Consider the following 6,210-nt stretch of genomic DNA (forward strand, 5'->3'; position numbering starts at 1 on the left):
TACCTTTCGTTCTCAGTGAGGTGCGTGTATTTCATGTTTTTTACTTCTTGGCGGGAGCAAACTTCATGATTATCGCATCTCACTGTTTTTATGTTCAGAGGTGTCGCACTTCGTACTTGAATCCAAGAAGCCTAACAAACTGTTTAAGAGTGATTCGCAACGCATGGCATTTTTACTATGCGTTGTGTGTAGTGTTTAAGGTGGTATGCGGTAGCTTCTGCATTGCGCTGCTCACACCTTAACAGGGCGTTAGGCTAATAGCGGTGAAATTCATATTTCATCCCCATTTCAAGAGAAATCGAGACCTGCTATCTTGCCTGAGACGTGAGCAAAAGTAGTATGTGCTGTAGAATTCTAATTCAAGTCAATTGAGCAGGTAAAAAGTGAATATACTTCTAATCATCGCTACAGTTTTTTTAGCCAAATTTATCGGTTCACAATTGGGGTTCAACTATAACCTGTTTTCAGATACATTCAGTCTTAAACTAGCTGTTATCGACTTTGGCCTGTTTGTCGTTGTCGGTGTGGTTCTAAGTTTTATTTACAACAAGGCCAAACATGTATTCAAGAACTTCAGGCAGAATTAGCCTAACAAAGCGTTTGAGACGGATTCACAACGCTTGGCATTTTTAGTTCGAATCAGCTTTAGTGTTTATGGCACAATGGTTTAGGTACAGTGGTCGCGTTGTTCACCACTTAACGCGGCGTTAGCTGGGGTTAAGAAAAACGGTGAATTTAGGGTGGAAAGGCTTTCTGTTTTCTAGCTACACACCAGACAAATCTCAGCTTTTCAACTATCTCGCCAGTGGCACTTTTCGGGAAGTGTTTGAACTTAACGAAGTCTGCTTACGGGAAGAGTTGTGTTTGTTAAGTTCGTTGGCGCGGCTTCTTTGCTGTTGAAATTCATGAATGCCTAAACTCGTTGCGTGTGCTCTATTGTTGGCTTTTCGATAGAATTCTTTGTAAATTACCGAGCTCAGGAATGGTAATTTTCTCGGTCATTTCTTCTTTGCCAAGCGCATTTCGTGGATTGGGTTTTAATTTCACAGCTGTCCGTTTTACTTTGCCGTTTGAAAGCAATAATGCGTTTCAAATTAGGCATTTTGGCGTAATTTGCTAGCGAAAGTGCAGCAGCTAACTAGGCGTTTAAGACGGATTCCCAACGCTTGGGAGTTTCGGCTCTAGGTTGAGTTTTGTGTTTAAGGTGCAATGGTTTAGGATTGTGGTCGCGTTGCTCACCACTTAACGCAGCGTTATGTGTTTGATGAGTTTTTGAGGTTAACTCTACGATTTCATTGAGAATTCGCTCTGTGTTTTCGGCAGGTTGGCTTGGTCGAAATGGATTCTTGAACAACCTGAGATTGATCGTTTTCAAGGTTCTTTGGTTGCCTCAATTAAGTTTTGGATCTGGTTTGTGTTGAGTTTCGTCAGTTTCAAATCGCTTAAATTAAAATGCTTTTTTGACTGATCCACTTGCTGAAGTTCAGCCCTGAAAATCTGGTGACGCAAAAGGGTTTGTTGTGGCTGAAAGAGCGCTTTCTTTGTTGTTGATTCTGTAAGTGGCTCTCTTTGGCTAAGATCGCTGTGAGATTTAGGGTTTAGTAAGCATCGTTTTTGTACGTAACTTATTCAAATATCTTCATTTCTACGGTGGTTTACTTTGAATTCACGGTTACATTCACATAACAAGCAATTCAAGTGGATTCTCAACGCGTGGCAGTTTTACTATGCGTTAGGTTAAGTGTTTTACGGTGCAATGCAGCGGCTTGGCCAGTGCGTTGTTCACCACTTAATTGGGCGTTATGTGTTTGATGAGTTTTTGAGGTTAATTCTACGATTTTATTGAGAATTCGTTCCGTTTTTTCGGCAAGTTGGCTTGGTCTAAATGGATCCTTGGACAACCTGAGATTAATCGTTTTCAAGGTTCTTGGGCTGCCTCAATTAAGTTTTGGATCTGGCTTGTGTTGAGTTTCGTCGGTTTCAAATCGCTTTAATTGAAATGTCCTTTTGACTGGTTTTCTTGCTGACATTCAGCTCTGAAAATCTGGTGACGCAAAAAATTTAGCGGTTGCCGAAAGGGCGCTTTCTTTGTTGTCGATTCTGTAAGTGGCTCTCTTTGGCTAAGGTCGCTGTGAAATTTAGGTTTTGGTAAGCATCATTTTTGTACGTAACTTATTCAAATTTCTTTATTTCTACGGTGGTTTACTTTGAATTCACGGTAAAATTCACATAACAAGCAATTCAAGTGGATTCTCAACGCGTGGCAGTTTTACTATGCGTCAGGTAAAGTGCTTTACGGTGCAATGCAGCGGCTTGGCCAGTGCGTTGTTCACCACTTAATTGGGCGTTATGTGAATTAAAGGAATTTGAGTATATGAAGAAGTTATTAGCAATATTTGTGGCAGCTTTGTGCCTGATTTCAGTTGGAACTCAAGCCAATGATCACAAATTGAAACAGGCATACGAAAATCAACAAAATGATCTTCAAGTTCAAGGCTCAGGTACTGTAATTCGTTTGTTGCCCGATGATAATGATGGAAGTCGGCATCAAAAATTCATTCTAAGACTTAATAATAAGCAAACCTTACTTGTTGCTCATAATATCGATCTTGCGCCTAGGATTCCTAATCTAAGAGTAGGCGATCGAGTTCAATTTTACGGTGAATATGAATGGAACAAAAAGGGCGGTGTAATGCATTGGACACATCACGATCCTAATAATAGACACCCGCATGGTTGGTTAAAGCACAACGGTAAAAAGTATGAGTAATAATTCACATAACAAACAATTTAAGAGGGATTCCCAACGCTTGGCATTTTTGCTTCTACTTCAATTTTAGTGGTTACGGTACAATGTTTTAGGTTGGGTGGTAGCGTTGCTCACCCCTTAATTGGGCGTTAACTGCTTTAGCCAACGGAAGATACTTCCTCAAATCTAAGGATGTTTTGAGGAAGTAATGTAATTAAAAAGGTGAGAATAAATCAAATGGGTATTGATACTGATGAAGTTGAGAAACTCGTTTAAGTTCTTTTTCATCAAGTTTTTCTATGATTTTTACTCCTTCAGGGTCAATGGAGTCATACGTCCTTAGTTTTATATACTCATTTAATGGCTGTTCTTCTCCAATGATTGCCAATTCAACAGCTGCTGCAATATATGCAGTTTCTTCACTTTGTGAGCAGCGCTTTTGAGCTTTTTTGTAAAGCTCAAATAAAACTATCCTTTGTGTTTGTTCCGGTAGTGACTTTAACCAAGGGTCATCTATTGTCACAGGACGTTTTTTCAGAGTTGAACATTCTTTCATTTTTTTATCTAGAGCTTGATATTTATTAGCAAGATCAAACTGTAAATCTTGCTTACCTTCAATAAATGATGCTAAAGAAGTACTAGAGTAAAGCAAGCTAGTTAATAACAGTGGTATTAATTTAAAATGAGTTGTAAACACATTTCCAAAAATCATAATCTTTTCCTTTTGCGTAAAGCATCTGGTTGTAAGAAATATACTCAAGTCTTTCTCTTTTTATTTGTGGTATCGCCATGATTGCTTCTGAAAAGCTTTTCCAATCGTATGTATATGCGTTCCAACCTGCTGAGGTTATTGCTACACCAGCATAAGAATTACGCCCCGCAAAAATTTGATAAAATGGCAATAGATTTATGATATTTTCCAGATAGTTACTCATTTGAATAACGTTGTTCATGTCATTAATACCTTCAAGAGTTCTTGAAGTTGGCGTAAAGTTTTTTATATTGCAAAAATCACCTTTCATAGGATTTTACCAATAAATTATCTAGTTGGCCTGATACTATCTCAGTTGTATACTCTTCAAAACCAATGAGTTATAAATCTGAACAAAGATCACTAAATACTAGGTTGTACATAAAGGTTGTAATTGCATAATGAGCCTACATATTCAGGCAGTTAACAAACAATTTAAGAGGGATTCCCAACGCTTGGCATTTTTGCTTCTACTTCAAATTTAGTGTTTACGGTACAATGCTTTAGGTCGGGTGGTAGCGTTGCTCACCCCTTAATTGGGCGTTAGCTGGGGTTAAGAAAGGCTGTGAGTTTAGGGTGGAAAGGCTTTCGGTTTTCTAGCTACACACCGGATAAATCTCAGCTTCTCAACTATCTCGCCAGTGGCACTTTTCGGGAAGTGTTTGAACTTAACGAAGTCTGCTTACGGGAAGTGTTGTGTTTGTTAAGTTCGGTGACGCGGTTTCTTTGGTGTTGAAATTCATGAATGCCTAAATTCGTTTCGTGTGCTTTGTCGTTGGCTTTTTCGATAGAATTCTTTGCAAATTACCGAGCTCAGGAATGGTGATTTATTCGGCCATTTCTTCTTTGCCAAGCGCATTTCGTGGATTGGGTTTTAATTTCACAGCTGTCCGTTTTACTTTGTCGTTTGAAAGCAATAATGTGTTTCAAATTAGGCATTTTGGCGTAATTCGCTAGCGAAAGTGCAGCAGCTAACTAGGCGTTTAAGACGGATTCCCAACGCTTGGGAGTTTCGGCTCTAGGTTGAGTTTTGTGTTTAAGGCGCAATGGTTTAGGATTGTGGTCGCGTTGCTCACCACTTAACGCGGCGTTATAAAACTAGGTGAGAAATGACGTGAATGAATACATTATTTTAGAAAAAGATGATATCTCAATTGCGGTAGATATAGTTGACGATTACGCTGGTGATCAAATCAGAAGATTACAGCAGGATGGTTTCGCTGTTGTCTGTGAAAGTACTAAAGCTCACACAAAAGACAAAGCATTAAAACTCTGGTCCGAAACAAAAAAATATAATGCAGAACAATTGCGTTTCAAAAGAGTACGCGGAGAAGCAACTCTAGATTGGGAAACACTGAAAAATGTTGGTGGTGTTCAGAAGTCATATAGAACAAAAGTTCCCGGTGGTTGGTTGGTATCTGTTCAAAATTACAATCCTAACGGCATAGGTTGTGGTGTTACTTTTTTACCTGATCCTGAGCATTTGTGGGATGGGAACTCGTTGAAGTAGCGCGCTTAAAAGTTTTATAACAAGCAATTTAAGAGGGATTCACAACGCTCGGCATTTTTGCTTCTACTGCAAATTTAGTGTTTATGGCACAATGCTTTAGGTTTGGGTGGAGGCGTTGTTCACCCCTTAATTGGGCGTTAGTTTGCACATTGTACTGTGAAAAAATCCGCATTAAGCGGATTTGGGTATTGAAAAATCTTATTGTCTTGAAGTGAGTAGTTCTTTCATTTCGTCCAATAATTTGGGCGCTTGTATCTTGATAATATCCTCTGCCCAATTTGCTTTCATTTTTACATTCTTTGCAGCTCGGAAGTATTTATCTTCATTATCAACAATATCTTGTAGTGCTCTTATTAAATCAGGAATAATCGCTCTTTTACTGTAGTATTCTTCTGCAGATTCAATTGCTTGTTCAGGGATTTTTCCCCAAGCTGCATACATTGCAAGGATGTCAAAAATATCTTTATATGGCTCTTGTAGTTTTCTATCACTGTTAGCTAGAAGTTTAGTGTAGAAGCACGATTGCTTGTCCAAAAATGGGACGGGAAATCTATCCTTATCGAAGTCAAACGCAAGGTCATAATCTGCGAAGCTAACAAATTCGAGTTTTATGAATGTGTCAGCGTGCTTTATGACAGTCCTTACTGCGTCACGATCAGAACGTATTTCACGAGCATATTCAAATTCAGTGGTTACAAGCTCATTGAGTTGAATGTTATCTACAGTCCCACGAACTGCTCGATACGAGTCCTTGTTTGGACAAAGAAAATCAATGTCAATTGACTCGCGGTACTCATCAAGCTCAAGAGCTATGCGAGTCCCACCGCCGAAAATTATGTTGTTTGCGCAAAAAAAATCAGCGTCAAAATTATTTAACGCTGATTCTATAATTTTATGATGTTGTAGGTTATATCTAGACATATCAATGTGTTGCTGGCATAAAGCAGCCATTACCAAATTCTTTAATAAGTAGGTTGATTAGATTTTTTTCTTTGGCTGTAAGTTTGTCTTTATCCACATATCCCCAACGTTTTTCGTATAGTTCAAATGCAGTCTTAGGCGCAATGAATTTCTTGTGCATATCCCAAAGAAGCAGATTTAGTTCATGATAATGAGTTCTATTAATGTTTCCCATAAATACTCCAATCATCTCTGTCATATGAGTGTACCCAAAAAATGTAGCTACCTTAAGTATAGATT

At 38.7% G+C, this 6,210-nt stretch carries 6 protein-coding genes; 2 read left to right on the forward strand and 4 right to left on the reverse strand.

All coding sequences use genetic code 11. The features are described 5' to 3' along the window. Positions 1–2,374: 2,374 nt before the first annotated feature. Positions 2,375–2,770: a DUF3465 domain-containing protein gene (locus HGG78_RS18205; RefSeq protein ID WP_046029814.1), complete on the forward strand. Its 396-nt coding sequence runs from the start codon at positions 2,375–2,377 to the stop codon at positions 2,768–2,770. A 193-nt stretch (positions 2,771–2,963) separates the two neighbouring features. Here the strand turns inward: HGG78_RS18205 and HGG78_RS18210 are convergent, their stop codons facing one another. Together HGG78_RS18210 and HGG78_RS18215 are read right to left on the reverse strand one after the other, a co-directional pair. After that, positions 2,964–3,461, reverse strand: coding sequence for a hypothetical protein (locus tag HGG78_RS18210; RefSeq protein WP_172533753.1), 498 nt, complete (start codon positions 3,459–3,461; stop codon positions 2,964–2,966). Continuing rightward, a complete protein-coding gene (locus tag HGG78_RS18215; protein ID WP_172533754.1) occupies positions 3,427–3,771 on the reverse strand; it encodes a hypothetical protein in 345 nt (114 codons plus the stop codon). The genes HGG78_RS18210 and HGG78_RS18215 overlap by 35 nt, the downstream gene beginning before the upstream one ends. 843 nt (positions 3,772–4,614) lie before the next feature. Here HGG78_RS18215 and HGG78_RS18890 point away from each other — a divergent pair. Then, positions 4,615–5,010 (forward strand): hypothetical protein, encoded by a 396-nt coding sequence (locus HGG78_RS18890; protein WP_206356622.1) that lies wholly within the window; start codon positions 4,615–4,617, stop codon positions 5,008–5,010. A gap of 198 nt (positions 5,011–5,208) precedes the next feature. Here HGG78_RS18890 and HGG78_RS18225 read toward each other — a convergent pair whose 3' ends face one another. Together HGG78_RS18225 and HGG78_RS18230 are read right to left on the reverse strand one after the other, a co-directional pair. Beyond that, on the reverse strand, positions 5,209–5,961 hold the full coding sequence (locus HGG78_RS18225; protein WP_172533755.1) for a nucleotidyl transferase AbiEii/AbiGii toxin family protein: 753 nt from the start codon (positions 5,959–5,961) through the stop codon (positions 5,209–5,211). Beyond that, on the reverse strand, positions 5,933–6,210 hold a 278-nt coding region (locus HGG78_RS18230; RefSeq protein WP_254068258.1), incomplete at its 5' end, for a hypothetical protein. The genes HGG78_RS18230 and HGG78_RS18225, both read right to left, overlap by 29 nt.

The sequence above is a fragment of the Vibrio aestuarianus genome (assembly GCF_012395185.1).
Taxonomy (GTDB): Bacteria; Pseudomonadota; Gammaproteobacteria; order Enterobacterales; family Vibrionaceae; genus Vibrio; species Vibrio aestuarianus.